The 17,037-nt window shown below is 67.8% G+C and carries 19 protein-coding genes; 4 read left to right on the top strand and 15 right to left on the bottom strand.

Going from position 1 to position 17,037, the window contains the following annotated elements:
- Positions 1–66 precede the first annotated feature (66 nt).
- The 8 genes from ABZ281_RS00460 to ABZ281_RS00425 all read right to left on the bottom strand — a co-directional run bounded on the left by ABZ281_RS00460 (position 67) and on the right by ABZ281_RS00425 (position 8,435).
- Complete coding sequence (locus tag ABZ281_RS00460) at positions 67–546, bottom strand: DUF296 domain-containing protein (protein WP_356650607.1); 480 nt, start codon at positions 544–546, stop codon at positions 67–69.
- On the bottom strand, positions 546–1,571 hold the full coding sequence (locus tag ABZ281_RS00455) for an asparaginase (RefSeq protein ID WP_356650605.1): 1,026 nt from the start codon (positions 1,569–1,571) through the stop codon (positions 546–548). The genes ABZ281_RS00460 and ABZ281_RS00455 overlap by 1 nt, the downstream gene beginning before the upstream one ends.
- 43 nt (positions 1,572–1,614) lie before the next feature.
- Positions 1,615–3,129, bottom strand: coding sequence for a transcriptional regulator, XRE family protein (locus ABZ281_RS00450; protein WP_356650603.1), 1,515 nt, complete (start codon positions 3,127–3,129; stop codon positions 1,615–1,617).
- A 367-nt stretch (positions 3,130–3,496) separates the two neighbouring features.
- A complete protein-coding gene (locus ABZ281_RS00445; protein ID WP_356650601.1) occupies positions 3,497–5,299 on the bottom strand; it encodes a glycoside hydrolase family 15 protein in 1,803 nt (600 codons plus the stop codon).
- Between the two features lie 102 nt (positions 5,300–5,401).
- The gene (locus tag ABZ281_RS00440; RefSeq protein ID WP_356650599.1) at positions 5,402–6,100 is read right to left on the bottom strand and encodes a hypothetical protein; all 699 of its coding nucleotides are present in this window, start codon (positions 6,098–6,100) and stop codon (positions 5,402–5,404) included.
- Between the two features lie 395 nt (positions 6,101–6,495).
- On the bottom strand, positions 6,496–6,903 hold the full coding sequence (locus tag ABZ281_RS00435; protein WP_356650597.1) for a hypothetical protein: 408 nt from the start codon (positions 6,901–6,903) through the stop codon (positions 6,496–6,498).
- A gap of 294 nt (positions 6,904–7,197) precedes the next feature.
- Positions 7,198–7,710, bottom strand: a complete 513-nt coding sequence (locus tag ABZ281_RS00430) for a hypothetical protein (protein WP_356650595.1) — start codon at positions 7,708–7,710, stop codon at positions 7,198–7,200.
- 170 nt (positions 7,711–7,880) lie between these two features.
- Positions 7,881–8,435 carry an ATP-binding protein gene (locus ABZ281_RS00425; protein ID WP_356650593.1) on the bottom strand — a complete coding sequence of 185 codons (555 nt, stop codon included), beginning with the start codon at positions 8,433–8,435 and terminating at the stop codon, positions 7,881–7,883.
- 210 nt (positions 8,436–8,645) lie between these two features.
- On the opposite strand from ABZ281_RS00425, the gene ABZ281_RS00420 reads away from it, so the two are divergent.
- Positions 8,646–10,028, top strand: a complete 1,383-nt coding sequence (locus tag ABZ281_RS00420; protein WP_356650591.1) for a Tat pathway signal protein — start codon at positions 8,646–8,648, stop codon at positions 10,026–10,028.
- Between the two features lie 195 nt (positions 10,029–10,223).
- A complete protein-coding gene (locus ABZ281_RS00415) occupies positions 10,224–10,715 on the top strand; it encodes a TrmO family methyltransferase (RefSeq protein WP_356650589.1) in 492 nt (163 codons plus the stop codon).
- Between the two features lie 68 nt (positions 10,716–10,783).
- On the opposite strand, the gene ABZ281_RS00410 is transcribed toward ABZ281_RS00415, so the two are convergent.
- A complete protein-coding gene (locus ABZ281_RS00410; RefSeq protein WP_356650588.1) occupies positions 10,784–11,227 on the bottom strand; it encodes a hypothetical protein in 444 nt (147 codons plus the stop codon).
- Positions 11,228–11,711: 484 nt separating this feature from the next.
- On the opposite strand from ABZ281_RS00410, the gene ABZ281_RS00405 reads away from it, so the two are divergent.
- Positions 11,712–12,572, top strand: a complete 861-nt coding sequence (locus ABZ281_RS00405; RefSeq protein WP_356650586.1) for a helix-turn-helix transcriptional regulator — start codon at positions 11,712–11,714, stop codon at positions 12,570–12,572.
- Between the two features lie 17 nt (positions 12,573–12,589).
- The gene (locus ABZ281_RS00400) at positions 12,590–12,796 is read left to right on the top strand and encodes a DUF397 domain-containing protein (RefSeq protein ID WP_356650584.1); all 207 of its coding nucleotides are present in this window, start codon (positions 12,590–12,592) and stop codon (positions 12,794–12,796) included.
- 208 nt (positions 12,797–13,004) lie between these two features.
- Here the strand turns inward: ABZ281_RS00400 and ABZ281_RS00395 are convergent, their stop codons facing one another.
- The 6 genes from ABZ281_RS00395 to ABZ281_RS00370 form a co-directional block, all read right to left on the bottom strand.
- On the bottom strand, positions 13,005–13,301 hold the full coding sequence (locus ABZ281_RS00395; protein WP_356650582.1) for a hypothetical protein: 297 nt from the start codon (positions 13,299–13,301) through the stop codon (positions 13,005–13,007).
- Positions 13,302–13,357: 56 nt separating this feature from the next.
- Positions 13,358–14,008, bottom strand: coding sequence for a GNAT family N-acetyltransferase (locus tag ABZ281_RS00390; protein ID WP_356650580.1), 651 nt, complete (start codon positions 14,006–14,008; stop codon positions 13,358–13,360).
- Between the two features lie 212 nt (positions 14,009–14,220).
- A complete protein-coding gene (gene trpA, locus ABZ281_RS00385; protein ID WP_356650578.1) occupies positions 14,221–15,063 on the bottom strand; it encodes a tryptophan synthase subunit alpha in 843 nt (280 codons plus the stop codon).
- A 246-nt stretch (positions 15,064–15,309) separates the two neighbouring features.
- Complete coding sequence (locus tag ABZ281_RS00380) at positions 15,310–15,432, bottom strand: hypothetical protein (RefSeq protein ID WP_356650576.1); 123 nt, start codon at positions 15,430–15,432, stop codon at positions 15,310–15,312.
- A gap of 61 nt (positions 15,433–15,493) precedes the next feature.
- Complete coding sequence (locus ABZ281_RS00375; RefSeq protein ID WP_356650574.1) at positions 15,494–15,895, bottom strand: SH3 domain-containing protein; 402 nt, start codon at positions 15,893–15,895, stop codon at positions 15,494–15,496.
- Positions 15,896–16,184: 289 nt separating this feature from the next.
- A complete protein-coding gene (locus ABZ281_RS00370) occupies positions 16,185–16,922 on the bottom strand; it encodes an A24 family peptidase (protein ID WP_356650572.1) in 738 nt (245 codons plus the stop codon).
- Between the last annotated feature and the right edge of the window lie 115 nt (positions 16,923–17,037).

Raw genomic sequence — 17,037 nt, 5'->3', positions numbered from 1 at the left:
GCGGCGCCCCAGCCGAGCCAGCTCACCGGTCGGTGTGCTTATGGCCGCCGGAAGAAGCGTGCCGCCTTACCCTGGCGTGCCTGGGGCGGTCGGGGCGAAGGACAGGGTTGGCACTCCGTACGGTCCGCACTTCGGGCGCAGCAGGCCGGGGGACGTTACTTCCTGAAGGAACATCTCCTGGATGAACTGCACTTCGGCCCACTTCAGGTGAGACACGCTGCCAGCCGCCGAAAGGTCCTTGCGGCCGACTGCAACGTGGATGTGCGGGGCGAGAGAGTTGGTCTCGGGGCTCCAGGCGAGGGTGGCTGCGCCGACGGCTTCGACCGTATGCAGAACCGTCTCCTCCCACAGGGGCTTCTCCGGGTCCTCCAGTGGCTTGTCGGTTCCCACGAGTCCTACGCGCCGGAAGCCCCCGAGGAACATGGGGATGATCGCCTGACGGATGTCCATCTCTGCGCAGAATCCGGTGAGCTCGTCGACGAAGTTGTCGCCGTCATCGAAGGCGAGGGCGAAGGTGCGCCCCATGGTCAGTTCGGTGTGTCGCATCAGCCGCGTCCTTCGGGGGTGGTTCCGGCGGGCGCGAAGGTGGCACGGATCCTCTCCTGGCTGGCGCCGCTGCGCACCAGCACGGTGAGAAGGTGGCGGGCTTTGTACGGGTCGAGGTGTCCGGCGCCGATCACGCTGTGGGACAGCAGGTCCTTCTCTGAGCCGTCGAAGCCGTAGGTGCGAGTGAGGGTGGTGCCGCCGCCTGTCCGGGAGGCCAGGATGATCGGGATCCGCTGGGCGGCCTTCGCAAGGATGGGGACCCAGGACGCGGGGACGTGGCCGACGCCGAATCCTGCGATGACCATGCCGTCGACCTGGTCGAGGAGCGGTTCCAGCAGGACGCCGTCGTCGCCGAGGGTGGCGGTGTACAGGGCGACGCGTGCCGGTTGGGTGAGCGCCGCGGCGACCGGGCGGGGCTGGTGTGCGGGTGCCGCAAGGAGTCTCAGCCGGCCTTCCGCGACGGTGCCCAGGGGGCCGGTGTCGGGCGCGGTGAACGCGTTCGTGCTTGTGCTGTGCGTCTTTCTCACCCGCGCGGCGTCGAAGACCTGGTCGTTGAACACCACGAGGACACCGCGGCCGCGGGCCTGCGGGCTTGCTGCGACGGCAACGGCGGCGAGCAGGTTGGCGGGTCCGTCGGCGCCGGCCAGATAGGGGGCACGCATCGCCCCTGTGACGATCAGTGGCGCGTCCGCCTCGTACAGCAGGCTCAGTAGGTAGGCCGTCTCCTCCAGGGTGTCGGTGCCCTGGGTCACCACGATGCCGTCGACGGCGCGCTCGCTGGTCATCGTCCGCAGGCGGCTCGCGAGCTCCTCGATGTCGTCGAGAGTCAGGGAAGCGCCGGGCTTGTTCGTGAAGGACAGCGTTTGGATCTCGGCGTCGACGTCGACCAGCTGAGGTACCGCGGCCAGCAGGTCCTCCGCGCTGAGTGTGGGCCGGGCTGCTCCGTCTGCGGCGAAGGGCGTCATGGCGATGGTGCCGCCGAGGCCGACCACGAGCACGGTGGGGCGGGGGATCTGCTGCTTCAACGCGGTGTTCCTCAGGTTGCCGTGGGGATGGGGCGGGTCGAGACTATCGGCCGGCATTCTGCGTGCCTACGGTGCCGACGAAGCGCAGCGTCTGGTCGAGCGCCGTCAGCGTGAGGAGGCGGCTGCGCGGCCGCATCATGCTGCAGACGCCTTCCTCGCCGAGCGCGCGGCACCGGGTGATCAGCCACCTCCAGTCCAGGTCGAGGTAGGCGGCCAGGGCCTGCAGTCGGTCAGCCGGCGTCTGCCCGTCGACGAGGCTGTGGGCCCGGACGTGAGCGATCGCCTCCTGGTACGGGGCGACGTCCCGTCGGGCGGTGGTAGTCGCGACGCGCCAGACCGATTCCTCCCGCACCCAGTTCGCAAGGATCGCCGTATTTTGCGCCAGAACGAACCCTTCGGTCTGGGTGTACTCCGGAGCGCTGGAGATCCAGACCTTGATCCCGTGCATCTCCATCATCGCGACGGTGAGGAAGAGCAGGACCCTCTCGTAAGGCTCGGTGCTGCGTACGGCGGATTCCGGGATGCAGAAGGCGCGGCCGAGGGCGCTGGCCGGCCCGGCGAAGCGTGCCGCCACGGCTTGGAGATAGTCGTGCTTGTGACGGAAGAGCAGCCACGGTGCGCACTCCTCGCCCGTGGCCTCCCGGGTCCAGAACGCGGGCACGTCGGACAGCTCATCCAGGTGCCGCACGATGTACTGAGCGCACAGACTGGAGCCGAGCCACGCTGCTCCGATGGGGGAGAGGTCGGGCATGTCGGTCCGTGGCGGGGCTGAGTTGCTGATCTTCACGTAGTGCCGGAGTTCGTCGGCCCGGTCGGACAGCGGATGATCATCGGCGAGCAGCCCATCGTCCAGGACGTGCAGGGCCCAGAGGATCGCGTAAGTGAGGTCGTCGAGCCGGTAGGCCAGTGGCACTTGCGGGCTCTGCCCGAGGAGGAGGTTCTGCCGGGCGAGCGCGGCATCCAGGGCGTACAGGCCCTGTCCGCCCGCAGCGCCGAGTGAGGCGAGCACAATCCCCCTGCGTGAGGAGCGGACGAAGGACTGAAGGTGCGGCAGATCGGCTTCGTCCAGCTCGACGATGTCGCCGCGCAGTTCGGCCTCGTAGAGCTGGACCCCGATGGCGGTGCCGTCGAAGTGGCGGCCGCCGGCGAGCTCCCATGTGCCCTGGACCCCCACGTCGGGCTCGCCCGGGACATGGCGGGATGTGGGCCAGTTGTAGTCCAGAGTCCTCGCCGCGGCGCGGGTCCGCCGGTCCAGCGGACGCGGCCGCACGAGCTCGCGGACGGGTACCGGCTGGGCCAGGGCTTCGACGCTCTTGTCGAAGAACCATTCCAGGATGGTGGCCGTCTGTCCGCGGGCGATGTGGGTGCCGGCCACCCACCGCCGGTAGGTGGATTCCGAGACCACCCGGACGTTGGCCAGGCTCCGGTCCTGCAGATCCCTGGCGGCGTTTTCCGCCATGTGCCTCCACAGCACCCGGAACCTCGGCCAGGACGCACCGTTCACCTCCGGGGTCTCCAGGAGGTGGTGCAGGAGTGTTCGGTTTTGCGGCGTCGTCATGTCGCCCTCCCTGGTGACCGAAGTGCCGGACGATGAGGCTTCGGGCGCCCGGGGACGCCTGGACGGGACACTCGCGGGCCCTGCGGCTCGGACTGAGACGGGTCCTCGGTGAACGTGGCGTAGCACTGGTCGGCCCACGACTGCTCGATGACAAGCAGTTGCGCCATCGGCTGCAGTGATCCGCTCATGGATTCGACCAGCTTGGGCCGTAAGGACCGTGCCACCCATCGCAGCGCGGCGGCCAGCAACTGCAGAGCGGTTCTCGCGGCTCTGTCCCGGTGTCTGGCCGCCTGGCGAAGGTGCACATTCGGGCTGGAGTGGACACCGTCAGAGGGACTGGGACACGGCATAGGGATTCGCACTCCGCTCACCCGCCGTACGCGCCTGAGGCCGTCAGCCTGAGCGCGGTGTCGATCAGTGGGACGTGGCTGAAGGCCTGCGGGAAGTTACCGACCTGGCGCTGGTTCACCGAGTCCCATTCCTCGGCAAGCAGGCCGAGGTCGTTACGCAGGGCGAGCAGCCTCTCGAAGAGTTTGCGAGCCTCGTCGACCCTGCCGATCATCGCGAGGTCGTCGGCCATCCAGAATGAGCAGGCCAGGAAGGCGCCCTCGTCGCCCGGCAGACCGTCGACACCCTCGTCCTCACCTTCGGTGGGGTACCGGAGGATGAAACCGTCCGGCGTGGACAACTCCCGCTGGATCGCCTCGATGGTGCCGATGACCCGCTTGTCGTCGGGCGGCAGGAAGCCCACCTGCGGGATCAGCAGCAATGAGGCGTCCAACTCCTTACTGCCGTACGACTGGGTGAAGGTGTTGCGCTCCTTGTCGTACCCCTTCTCGCAGACGTCCCGGTGAATCTCTTCGCGCAGGTCCTTCCAGCGCTCCAGCGGCCCGTCCGCGTCGCCGGACTCGATCAGCTTGATCGTGCGGTCGACGGCGACCCAGGCCATGACCTTGGAGTGCACGAAGTGCCGGCGCGGACCGCGAACCTCCCAGATGCCCTCGTCCGGCTCGCCCCAGTGGTCCTCCAGGTACCGGATGAGCTTTACCTGCAGCGCCGAGGCGTAGTCGTTGCGCGCAAGGCCAGCCATGTGTCCGAGGTGCAGGGCTTCGGTGACTTCGCCGTACACGTCCAGCTGAAGCTGATCGGCCGCACCGTTCCCGACGCGGACCGGCGCCGAGCCCTCGTAGCCAGACAGCCAGTCCAGTTCCGTCTCACCGAGTTCGCGCTCGCCAGCGATGCCGTACATGATCTGGAGGTTCTCGGGGTCGCCGGCGACGGCACGCAGGAGCCACTCGCGCCAGGCGCAGGCCTCGTCGCGGTAGCCGGTGCGCAGCAGTGAGGACAGGGTGATCGCTGCGTCCCGCAGCCAGGTATAGCGGTAGTCCCAGTTCCGTACGCCGCCGATCTCCTCGGGGAGCGAGGTCGTGGGAGCGGCGACGATCCCGCCGGTCGGTGCGTAAGTCAGGGCCTTCAGCGTGATCAGCGAGCGGACCACCGCCTCACGGTACGGTCCTCTGTACGTGCAGTGCTCAGACCAATCCCGCCAGAATTCCTGCGTCGCCTCCAATGCGTTTTCCGGGTCCGGAAGCGGCGGCGCCTTCTTGTGGGAGGGCTGCCACTGGATGGTGAAGGCGATCCGGTCACCGGGCGAGACGGCGAAGTCCGCGTACGTCGTCAGGTTCGTACCGTAGGTCTCGGCTTCGGCGTCCAGCCACACTGAGTCGGGCCCCGCTGTGGCGACCGTCCGTCCATCGACGTGGTACACCCACGGCGTGATGCGGCCGTACGAGAAGCGCATACGCAGGGCTGAGCGCATCGGGACGCGGCCGCGGACTCCCTCCACGATCCGGGTCAGCTGCGGAGCACCATCACGGGGCGGCATGAAGTCAGTCACGCGGACGGTGCCGTGCGGGGTGTCCCACTCCGATTCGAGGATGAGCGAATCACCGCAGTACCTGCGCCGCGTTGCGGGTAGAGGCGTGTCGTCGGCCGGGTGGGCAGGACCGATTCGCCAGAAGCCGTTCTCCTCGGTACCAAGCAGCCCGGCGAATATGGCGTGAGAGTCGAAACGAGGCAGGCACAGCCAGTCCACCGTGCCGTCCCGGCAGACCAGAGCGGCAGTCTGCATGTCGCCGATGAGTGCGTAGTCCTCGATGCGCCCGGGCATGAACGTCCATCTCGTCGAGAGTGCCGCCACATGGGGCCGGCACAAAGGCTGATGTATCGGGGTCGGCTGGAGCGGCGGGTGGGGGCCGCCGTGGGTGTGTGATCACATGTCCGGCGACGCTGCGTCGCTGCAGACTCCTGGCTCGTCGGCAGCGGTGATGGCGCTGGCGAGAAGCAGGACGTGCTGGGGGCTTGCAGTGCCGAGAGTTATCCGGTGCGGACGGCTGGACGCGCAGGTGTGGCACGCCGGGTTGGGCACGCTTTCGAGGTGCTGTCCGCACGCCTTGGAGACGACACGGCCCAAGAGCTGGGCGAGTTTCTCAACCTCTCGCCAGCCCTCGGTGTCCCAGCGGTGGCGGAGGCCCAGCTCGTTGAGAGCGGCGCTCAAGTTGCCGTCGGCGAGGATCTCAAGGAGCGTGACGGCGTCAGGAGCGTTGATGTCACCGACCTGCACCGCCCCGTCGATCACGTAAATGTGGTCCTCGGTGATGCCGATCTTGGTGAAGGCTGCCCGCAGCCGCAGTGCCGCTTTGTGTGCCTCGGACCGCCGTTCGACCACCAGAGCGACCAGGCGCCGTGCGTCGTCGCATGTAGCAACTGCCACCTCTGCGGCCGTTTCAGGACCGAACTCGACCAGCGTGACCTTCGCATGGACGTCGTGCTGACCGAGCAGATGCTGCAAGGGAGCGGCAGGGTTGGCCACCGGCAGTTGTCCGTCGAGGAACGGCGAGCTCTCCCATCCTGACAGAGGGATGGTGAGAGATACGGCGGGTGCCGCGGTGGTCATGCCGATCTTCGGCATGGCGTGGACACCGCTGTCGTGGAAGGCCGTCTGCAGTTCTCGCGCAACGTCACGGCGCGCCTCCAGAGAAGCACGGTCGACTGGGGTGTCGACGTCAGCAGGCGCGGTCGTCATGGCGGGGTGCCCTTCATGCTGTCGTGCTGGTGCGTGTGTTGGTCGTCTGCGCTTGTGTGATGTCTTCGAGCACGGCTGGTCGTGCGTTGCCCGAAGAGGACGAGCGCTCCTATCGCGGCAATAAGCAGGCTGGCGATGAGTCCTCCGGCGAGGGTCATCCCTGCCTCGGTACTGATCCGGCGACGATCAGGGTGAGCATCGCGAGGGCGAACACAGCGATTCGGACCTGATTACGAGTGGGACGCCTGAACACTCGGCCGGCCGCCCGCGCCGGCGTCCGCTCACGCATGGCACGCCTCGGGACGATAGGGACTCGGCGGCCGGTGAGCCGTCCGCATGCGCGACCGGTAGAAGTCCTCGACGTACTCCGAGCGCCGTCGCTCGTCCGTCTTGAGCGTGGTGCCGGACAGCGTCTTGAAGCTCGCGATGCCCTGGTCGGTCAGCTGCCGCTGGTTGTCTGGCGCCTTCTTGTTCGCAGCCGTGGGGTGTGCCAGGTACGTCGCGGTCAGCTTCGGTTCGCTGTGCGCGCCCACGAAGAGCGGCAGGCTCGCTCTTCCTCCGAGGCGGCTGGTGGCCGAGTCGCGCCGCAGGCTGTCCTGCCGCTGCGTGTTCGGCCACGCGGTCACCGCGACCGCGCCAATCAGGGCGGCGCCCGTGGTGACCGCGACCATCACCAGCTGGGTGCGCACGGGCACAACGAGTCGGCGCCCTCTGCGTCGCCTCGGTTGAGTGGGGGAGATGTCGGGGGTCATGGAGTCCTCGGACGAACGGTCGGGGGCAAGCGAGCAAGGGTGTGGACCGGCTGCCGCGGGGGCGTCTGGGAACCGCGGAAGCCGGGACGGCAGCACGGGGGATCTGCCACTCGCTGTCGGCTTCCGGGACCGGACTGGCGGTGTGCCGAACGGTCCCCCAGAGTCGGAAGCCGAAAGCCCACGGGCGAGCACCGGCGACGGGCGGGGCGTGGTGTGTCGCCGGGCTCGGGTCTATGCGGGCGGCCCGCAATCGCCCAGCGAACCCGCTGCGGCACTGACCAACTCGGCTGCCCGGCTCGACCTGTGCTGCGCAGGGGTTCGGGTGGGGCCGGGCGCCGACGAACGGGCGAGTGCGGGGAGGGGCATCGGCTCGGTCTTGGCGAGTTCCGGCTCGGCAAGGTTCTGATGGCCGACCACGGCCTGGCCGTCGGAGGGGAGGGGACCTTGGGTGTCCGTGTGACGCGACAGGGCGTTCACCGGGAGAGCGTCGATCAGGGCATGGGCGATCTCTGCGAGCCGGATGGTGAGGATCACCAGGGGCATACGTTCTTCCGGTACCGGCTCCTCGCGGATACGGCGTGCCTGGCTGACCAGGTCCGGGGCCATGTCCGTGTCTTCCAGGAGCTGTTCCAGGTGGGGGAGCTGCCGGCGCAGGCCCAGGAGGAGCAGCGTGACGTCGTTGTCATCGCGGGGCAGCGGCGACGTGCCCAGCACCCGTTCCACCAAATCTTCGACGGCATGCACGGCGCCCCGGGGTGGGGCGGCCCACTGCGCTTGGAGGGCCGGGGGTGAGGAAGGGGAGCGCCTACGCCCGAGCGCAGGTCGTAATGCGGACAACACGGGGTCTCCGATCTGGGGGCGGGCAGCGGCAGGCGCCGAGTGGCGTGCCGAGGAGCGGATGGCCGCGTGGACGCTCACGATGCTCGCCTCCGGGGGGCGTCGAGCTCTGTCCAGACGGTCTTGCCGCTGCCGGACGGGTCGGTCTCGACGCCCCAGCGGTCGGAAAGCTCGTCGACAAGCCGCAGGCCGCGCCCACTCGTCCGGCTCGCAGAGAATTCCCGCTCCTTGGGCCGTGCACCGGACGGATCACGCACGTCCAGGCGCAGCTGGACGTCAGACCACACGACGGTGACCTGGACGGTGATCCCGGGTGGGAAGCCGAGGCAGCCGTGCAGGACGGCATTGGCCACGAGCTCCGAACAGATCAGGACGACGTCATCCGCAACGCCTGCGAGGCCGTCCTCCTCCAACCGTGTGCGCAGCTGGTGCCGCACACGCGAGATGGCCTCCCGCTCGGCGGGGAACGACGCCTTGAACTGGGGCTCGTTCGCACCACGCGTACTGACACTGTCGAGAGGGGGGGTATTCACCGCACACACTCCTTGCGCCGGCAGGGCCGCGCCCCCATAGGGAATATCGGCGGGCAGAGCTGTCGGGCAGCCGGGCTTCCTGAGCGTCAGGTGGTTCATCGGCCGCTTCTCCTCTCCTGCCATCGGGCGTTCAGAGCCACTGGCCTGGCGGGTTCGTATGGATGAGGTCTTCGAATCCCCTGCGCCGCACGAGGGGTTGAGGAATATCGTCTTCACGAGACAACCGCGTCTGCGCAGCGCTGGGTATCCCGGCGAGGTCGCGGGACCAATGAACGTCATGAAAGATCGTTTCGGGGACGAGGACGCAACATGGGGCGTACGCGCAACGTCAAGTTGGCCGCTGTGATTGCCCAGGCGGGCCTGTCTCAGGCCCGCCTGGCTGCGCGCGTCAGGTCGGTTGGTGCGGAACACGGCGTCAGCGAACTGGCAGGCGTCGGCCAGTCCCATATCGCGAAGTGGGTAGGCGGGGTCGTCCCCGAGCCCCCGGGTGCCCTTATCTTGGCCGAGACGCTCTCCCGAAGCCTCGGTCGTCTCGTGACGCTCGCCGACATCGGGTTGACGGCGGACACCGACGAGCTCGAGCTGCCGGCGTGGAGCGACGACCCACTGACAACGCTGGTGACGCTCGGGAGCAAAGACATGGTGGATATCGACCGTCGGCAGCTGCTGGCCACCTCGGCATACTCGGTGGCCGCCCTGGCCCTCCCCGGCGACCAGTATTTCGAGAGCGCCGTAGACCGGGCCAGGGCGCGCAAACCCCTCTCGAGCTACGTGGTCACGGCCCAGGACGTCGACGACGTTCGCGAGATGACCGCGATCTTCTCCCGCCGTGACCAGAAGCGAGGGGGACGCGCTGGCCGCGCCGCCCTGGTCGCATACCTCCGCACAGATGTCGCCGAGCTTCTGAGCGGCCGGTTTCTGTCCGAAGACATCCGGCGCTCGATGACCTCCGCAGCAGCCGAACTCGCCTACCTTGCGGGATGGACGGCCTTCGACGGGCGTGAGCACCCCCTCGCTCAGCGTTGGCTGACGATCGCCACGGGCCTTGCCGAAGAGGCTGGAGACGCTCCGCTGGCCGGGCACATCCTGCGGGCGATGGCCCACCAGGCGGTCGACCTGGGCCAACCGCAGGAGGCCGTGCGACTGGCCGAAGCCTCCTTGTCCACCCGCCGCTACGCACACGCCTGCTGGCGCGAGCGCTCGCTGCTCGGCGTCGTGCACGCTCGAGGTCTGGCCGCCGCCGGCGAGAAGAAGGCCGCCGCCGCCGCACTTCTGCGCGCGGAACAAGACCTTGGACGCGCTAGCGATGGAGACGATGAGCCGAACCGGGTGTTCTTCTACACCGAGGCGAGCCTCGCCCATGAGACTGCCGCCGCTCTGCGGGACCTGGGCGACCTCAAGGGCGCCGAGAAACAGTTCCACCGCAGCGTCCGGACACGGCGAGCGCAGTTCGTAAGGACGCACTCCGTCACCCTCGGTTACCTCGGCGCTGTGCAGGCCCAGCAAGGACACCTCGACAGCGCCTGTGAGACCTGGAGCCAGGCCCTTGACGCCATGACCGGCGTCCAGTCGGGCCGGGCAAAGGAGACCGTTGTCCAGATGCGCCGCGCACTGTCGCCCTTCCGGAACCGGGCCGGTAGCCAAGCCGCGGAGCTGGATGCGCGCGCCCGCTCCATGCTGAGCCAGGCGTAACCGGCGGGTACCCCCCACCTGGACCCGCGCGCCCCTGCCCTTCCCGGGTTGGCGGACGTCGCGGTCCTCGGTGCTCCGGTCCCGACCGGCCAGCGAAGGTGCACGCCGCGCGCCATAGGCTGACCGAATTGAAGTGCCAATGAAACTCTGCCGAGGCCGGGACGGCCCAACGCGCAGATGATGAAGGGGACGCTGATGACCAGCCCAACGCGCATCGAGATCACAGCAGTCGCACAGGTCGTCGCGGGTCATACGGACCCCGTCGACGATTACCAAGGCGGCGTGGAATCGATCATCCGCATGAACGAGGATTTCCCTCTGGAGACCCTTCAGGGGCTCCCGGAGTTCTCGCACCTGGAGGTCTTGTGGCACTTCCACCGGGCCAGCCCCACGGACGTGGCGCTGCACGCACGTAGCCCGCGCAACAACCCGGCCTGGCCGGCCACAGGCACCTTCGTCCACCGGAACCATCGGCGGCCGAACCAGCTCGCCATCAGTCATCCGAGGCTGGTGAGGGTCGAGAAGCGAGACCTTCACGTTACGGACTTCGACGCGGTCGTCGGAACCCCTGTGTTCGACGTGTCGCCGTACTTCCCGGCCATGGGACCCCGTGGAAAGATCCACGTCCCGAAGTGGGTCGACGAGATGCTCGGGAGCTACTGGGATGCCCCGCCCGTGAAGCGGTAACCCGTGGCGGGCGCATGCCATCCGCAGATGCGCGCTCTCCCAGACCGAGCAGGAAGCTGAGTACGCGATCACGGATCCACCACCCCAGCGGTCAGCACGGCCCGAACGGTCTTGCCTTGCATCTTGAGATCGGCGAACCAGGTCAGGTCCGTGATCGCCCGCCTCCTGACGAGCTCGATCAGAAGGCCCTCGCCAATCCCGGATCGAACGTCCCGGAAGTTGGTGAACCCGGGGCTGAAGTCCTGCACATCAATGAGAAGTTGCTGCTCCACCGTGATGCTCAGGCACGCTCGCAGAACTGCTCCCGTGTTCGCGGCCACGTGACCGTGCTGAAGGGCGTTCTCCACGAGCGCGGACAGCACCTGCAGCGCGGCTGGCACGCTGCCATGCCAGTTCAGCATCGTGAGCCCAACGCGTCCCTTGACCCGGGCCATCTGCCGCGCTGTCGGCATCGCGAGTTCGACAGGGTGCTGCCTGGTGATCGGACTGCCGACCGGGGTCAGACGCGCCACCGGCGCCAACCATCCCGATCCCACTCCATCGAGGGGATGCCCCCACGCGCGGTCTACTGCGTAGGCGCCGGGGCAGGCTGCCACTCGGACATCGCGTCCGCGAGTCACGTCCCGCGCCAACTGCTCAGATAGCGGGGCTTGAAGAGCCCGAGCGTCCAGCGGGAAGTCGTCCCGCCGAGAGGCGCTGGGGATCCCCCTGTCCTCGTCTCCGCTTGGCGTCATGGACTTGCCTCTCAAGCCTCGGCGTCACCGCTCACAGACCCGCGCACTGCCTCTGGGACGGCACGGCACGGCAGTTGACCACCACGATGTGGTTGCGCATCGTGGCCGCCTACTTACGATGGACCTAACTTGGCACATCCCGCAACCTGTTGAGCTACAAAATGCAGGACTGCGTTCGGATGAAGCACAAGCGCCCCCCTCGTAGCCTTGCGGCGACTGCGTCCGTCACACTGACGAGAGACACAGGCAGAGGAGGACGAAGGTGGGACAGCCAGCGCGACGTACGGCTCGCCGGCGCCGGTTGGGCACCGCTCTGCGCGAAGCGCGTGAGAAGGCAGGGGTCAGCCCGGAGCAGGCTGCCAAGGCCATCCATGGCGACAGGCCGAAGATCAGCCGCATCGAGACGGGGCGCCATCGCGTCAGCCGTCTCGAGCTGGAAACGCTGATGGATCTCTACAAGATCACCGATCCAAAGGTGCGCTCATGGCTGGTCGCGCTCTCGGCCGAGGGGCAGCGGCGCAGCTGGTGGCGCACCCACGGCGACAGGCTCGAACAGGACTTCAAGGAGCTGCTCTCACTCGAAGAGGACGCGGAACGAATCGTCGCGCTCCAGCCGCAGGTTCTGCCTGGCCTCGTCCAGACGAAGGAGTACGCCGCCTCCGTCATCAGCTCCAACGATCCGACGCTGGATCATGAGCAGGTCGACTTCTACGCGAACATCCGAATCCGCCGTCAGGAAGTCTTCGAGAGGGACACCTTCCTTGACTATCTCTGCATCGTGACGGAGGGCGTTCTGCGCCAGCGAGTAGGCGGCGCTGGAGTGATGAGGGGTCAACTGCGCCATCTGCTTGAGATCGGCACAAAACCCAACGTGGAGATTCGGGTCATCCCGTTCAGCGAGCAGGGATACACCGGAACCAGCAGCGGGGCGTTCACGCTCTACAGTTACCCAAATGAACTCGATCTCGACGTCGTGCAGGTGGAATACCTGGACGGAACCCTTTACCTGGAAGAGGAGAAAACTATTCGAAGGTACAGAGACTCGCTGGACCTGCTGCGATCGTCGATGCTGTCGACATCAAAGTCGAATGACCTGATCTCGGAAATCCGCCGAGAGCTTTGAGACGCGAAGAAAGTGAAATGATGCGGCACGACCTGCCGGAAGGTAAGTGGAAGAAGTCGTCCTACAGCGGAGCGCAGCAGGGGGACTGCCTGGAGGTACAGACGACGGAGGAGGGTCTCGTGGCTGCACGCGACAGCAAGTCTCCGCATCTGGGTGCCTTCGTGTTCGGCCCCGACCAGTGGGCGGCCTTCGTCGACGATGTAAAGAGCGGCCGCCTCGGGTGATCATGCGGACGGCAATCTGACGTCTGAGCGCAAGCGTGGCGAGTAGGTGCGCCGACAGCGTCCCTCCCCAAGGTCGGTGGGGAGGGACGCTGTATCTACTTTCCCTCTTTGACACCCAAGCCGCAACAAGCGAGCCTCCGCATCTCCGGCTCTTCTTGTTCCAGTTGGAGCCAGCCCAGCAACCCCCGGGCCCGGATCGCGCATACGCTCACTCATCACATTTATAGCGCGACTTCGGCCGCTCCCCGGAGTGGCCGGGAAAGAGACAGATCCGCTTCTGCGAAAACAGCGTCGGCAGTCCTACGGTTGCAGCCAGATAACCCCCCAGTGATCCGGTGAGGGTCGCTCCGATGTTGACGCTGAAGTGCCGCCAGCCGCTCACCAGTACCTGCTGCGCCTTGGTGGGGAAAGTGTCGTCGATGAGCGTGGTGATCACCGGCCGGACGGCGTCGTAAACCACACCGGTGAGGAGGGCGGCGGCGATGAGCCCCGTTGAGGGCTGCACGACGGCAGGTTAAGCTGCGAGCGCCCCAGCCTCGTCGTCAGATTATTGCGGGTGCGTCACCTGTCCCGCGCAGTGATCGCGAGAGGTATTGCGCTGCTTCCACCGCAATTGGTTTCGCATTCTCGGAGAGGCGTCCTCGATGACCTTCCCGATAGCTTTGGAGCCGAAACTCCTGATGAGGAAACCCAGCTAGCGAGTTCGGGAACTCGTGCTGCCTTGCGTTCTAGGGCGTACGAAGTGTGCCCCCTGGGAGCCGACACCTTGCGGATGAGTTGGAAGTTCTGCTGCTGGTAGTACTCGGCGAGAGCAGGGGAGGTGCAGTCTCGACGTACGCGGCTGATGCCTTCGCGTGCAGCGTGGTCGACGACCCAGTGGGCGATGACTGCGCCGAGCTTGCGGTGGCGTTCGGCAGGGTCTGTGACGGTGCCGTTGAGGTAGTAGGCGCTGTCGGCGGCCTCGGTCGTGGTCCAGGTCCAGGGCGCGGCGGTGCGAAGGATCGTGGTGCAGCCCAGGATCCGGTCGTCGTGTCCGGTGAGGACCCACATCTCGCTCGGGTGCCGTGTGCAGTTGCTGGCCAGCTCGTGGACGTGCTTTCCCCAGCTGTGCCAGTTCGGGAGCTGCTTGTCCTTCATCCAGTCGGAGCGGGCCTGGATCATCGCGGCGAGGCGGGGTTCGTCGTCCGGTGTGGCTGGTCGCATCGCGAGCATGCGGTCCGCTCCTGAGTGTGCTCGTCCACGAGCGGGTCAACAAGTTGGTGTGCTGGGCGGAACTTTAGAGGCCTACTGGCTGGTAGCTACAACTTTCCCTTCGGAGCACTTCGAAACTCTGAATGAAGCATGCCGGTACGTGGAGGGATGCCCGGAAAGCGGTCTCGGCCAGCGAAATCGCCTGCCGCCGGACTGGCCCGGCTGGCGTTCGTTCAGGCCGCGGTGGGCACGGTTCGGCGCAGTCCGTCGGCGAGGCGCTGGGCGAGGAGGGCGGCTTGAAGGGCGCCGGCCGGCCCGGGAGAGGTCTCGATCGCGCGGATGAATGCGGATCCGACGATGACCGCGTCGGCGTAGGAGCCGACGATCGCTGCCTGCTCTGGGGTGGAGACGCCGATGCCGACGCCGACGGGGAGGTGGGTGAGGGTGCGCAGGCGTTCGACGAAGGTGTGTAGGCCGGGGTGAAGGGGGCCTTGGCTGCCGGTGACGCTGGCCGTTGCGGGGGCGTAGACCATGCCGCTGGCAGCGGCGCATACGCGGGCCAGGCGTTGGTCGGTGGTGTTCGGGGCGACCACGAACACGGTATCCAGGCCGTGCTCTTGGGCCACGCGCAGCCAGTCGGTGGCCTCCTCGACGGGCAGGTCGGGGATGATGACGCCGGCCCCGCCGGCGGCAGCGAGTCGCTGGGCGAACCGGGCGGGTCCGTAGTGGTGGACGGGCTGCCAGTAGGTCATGACGACCAGCGCGGTGCGGGAGGCGGCGGCGAGTTCGCGCACGGTGGTGAAGAGGTGCTCGGTGCAGAATCCGGCCCGGAGTGCCTGTGCGGCGGCGTGCTGGATGACCGGTCCGTCCACGAGGGGGTCGGTGTACGGCAGGCCGATCTCGATCACGTCGGCGGTCGTCGCCAGGAGATGCAGGGCGTCGAGGCTCTGGCCGAGCGTGGGGTAGCCGGCGGGGAGGTAGGCAGCGAGGGCGGCCCGGCCTTGGCCGCGAGCGGTGGCCAACGCTTGCCCCAGACGCAACGCCGGAGCGTCGAGTGACGAAGGGGTGGGGTGCATGGTGCCCGTTCCTGAGGTTCGACCGCCCCGGTCGGCGGTGATCGGCCCGGGTTGGTGAAGCTGGCGATGGAGGCTGGCTGCAAGGTGGGAGCCGGGCTCCGGGTGTGGGTACGCCGATGGCGGCCCGGGGTCACAGTGGGCCGGGCCGCCATCGCGTCGTCCTGAGCCTGCACAAGGTGGCGGCTCAGGCGTGGGAGGGGCCGGGAGAGCTCGGGTCAGGTCGTCTCTGCTGGCCGGGTGTAGCGGTTAGTCCAGATGCACGGGCACGTTGATGTACTGGGCGGCGACCCAGCCCGTGCCCTTGTGCGCGCCGGACTTCACGGTGCCGTAGCCCCAGGCGCCGGGCTTGCCGTTGCGGCCCTGTTGCACAGCCAGTGGACGTCGGTACCCCGGGAGCTGGCTGGTGCCCGTGCGGAGGGCTTTGGGAGAGTCAGTTCGCAAAACCCCAGAAGTAAGCGCCGTACATCCAGCCGGTTCGGCCGGTGTTGGCGCCGCTGGTGACCTTGACCCGATACCACTGGTACCGGGAGCTGCCGTCCCACCAGAGGCAGTTGGAGGTGACTCGGGTTCCCTTGCTCAGGGTCCCGAGGGCCGCCGAACTGGTGGAGTGGTTCGACCGGAGTTTCACTGCGGTCGTCGTCTTGCCCTTCTGAGTCCAGGAGTTACACGAGGCCGCCGCTGCTTCTGGGGCGGTTGCCACGGCTCCTGTCAGTGTCGCCGCTGCGATTGCCGCTGCCGTGACGGCGCCGAGGATCTTGTTCTTTCTCATCGGATTAGCTCGCAGCGCGCCGGTGGTGGCCATGGTCGGGGCGTGGCGGGTGAGGGCGTTCATGTGCGGCTCTTCCTGGTGTCGTCGGCCCGAATTCGCTCGCCGAACCTGCGCGGGGCCTCTGCGCCTCGGCACTGATGAGGTGCGGCGAAGGCGTGCGAAGAATGGTCCGGAACGCGATGTGTCTGTTTCCGGGTTCGATCTTCGTGCTGCGCAGAGAATTTGACCAGGCTCGGCTCATTGCGGAAAATCGCATGCCGGAATAGCGGGGTCAGGTGAGAGCTGTTCCGGTAATCGGTATTCAGGAAGAGTAATTACAGGAAGCGGCACTTCCGGGAATTCAGGACGGGGGTCAGGCCGCGGCGACGGAGACGGCCAGGGCCCCGATGACCATGTAGGGGCCGAAGGAGACGTGCGTGCGGCGGGCGCGGCCAGCCGCCATCCGCGCCACCTCCGAGACGGCGCCGACGACGAAGCCCGCAGCCGCTCCCCAGAACAGGATCGTCCAGCTGCTCCAGCCCAGGAGCGCGCCGACGGCCGGCGCGAACTTGACGACTCCGAGCCCCATCGCGCCGGTGAGCGCGATGAGGAGGAAGACGATGGTGAGCACGGCAGCGGCGGCCGCCGCGCGGCCCAGGCTCCCGGACTCGCCCGCCACCGCAGCAGCGGAAAGCAGGATGAGCGTTCCGCCGCAGGCGGGAAGGGTGAGGATGTCGGGGAGCCGCTGCACGGCGAGGTCGATCAGAGCCAGCGCGACGCCGCACGCGGCTACCCAGTACTGAGCGGCGGCGAACCAGCCGCTCGCCCCGCCCGCCGCGACGAGGGCGAACGCGATCGCGGCCGCCGCTTCCGGCGCAAGCGGGCGCGGTCCGATCCTTTCTGAGCACGCCGGACAGCGACCGGAGAAGGGCAGGAGCGGCAGCCGGCGGTCGAGGACGGCGCTGCCGCAGTGCGGACAGCTGCTGCGTGCGGCCGTAGGCGCCGGCACGGACCGGGCGAAGATCACGGGGCGCGCGGCAGCGCCGGCCAGGGCTCCGACGGCGGCGGTCAGGGCAACACTGAGGGCGGACAAGACGGACTCCTCGTTCACGGCCGGCCTCCCCGTGACGGGCCGGTCGGATTCGACCCTACGACCCCGCGCGAGTGCCCCTCCTCCGCGCTGCCGGGACGGCGGCCGGGCCGTGGACGTCGTGAGGCAGCAGGTC

This window comes from Streptomyces sp. NPDC006265 (assembly GCF_040613555.1).
GTDB lineage: Bacteria > Actinomycetota > Actinomycetes > Streptomycetales > Streptomycetaceae > Streptomyces.
This window is presented reverse-complemented; position numbering and strand designations above follow the sequence as displayed.